The organism is Staphylococcus sp. EG-SA-2 (assembly GCF_017152085.1).
Window position 1 is genome coordinate 1 of record NZ_JACYHC010000230.1, and the last position, 513, is coordinate 513.

General features: G+C 36.3%; 1 protein-coding gene. It reads right to left on the reverse strand.

From position 1 onward, the window contains the following. Positions 1 to 513 (reverse strand): phosphate acyltransferase PlsX (gene plsX, locus IDG60_RS27325; protein WP_206160454.1); only part of this gene is annotated, 513 nt, incomplete at both ends.

The window sequence follows — 513 nt, forward strand, 5'->3', positions numbered from 1 at the left end:
TAAATTTTTAAGGACCATGTTCCCAGTATAGCCATCGGTAACTACAACATCTGTATCGCCATCCATTAATGTCTTCGCTTCAATATTCCCAACAAAATTCAATGAATGATCTTGATTTAATAACTCATATGATTTTTTCGTTAAACTATTACCTTTAGCTGGCTCGGTACCTATATTTAATAATGAGATTTTCGGATTATCAATACCTCTGATTTTTTGAGCATAAATATCCCCTAGTTGCGCATACTGTAATAAGTGTTCAGGTTTAGCATCAGCATTTGCACCAACGTCTAAAAATACAAAACCTTTTCCATCAATCGTTGGCAATGTTACTACTAAAGCCGGTCTAGCTACACCTTTAATACGTCCAACAATGAATAAACCAGCTGACATTAAAGCACCAGTATTACCTGCTGACACACATCCATCTGCTTCACCAGATTTCACAGCTTCAGCCATTTTTACCATTGAGCTATCTTTTTTACGTTTAATCGCTCTAACAGGCTCATCTTC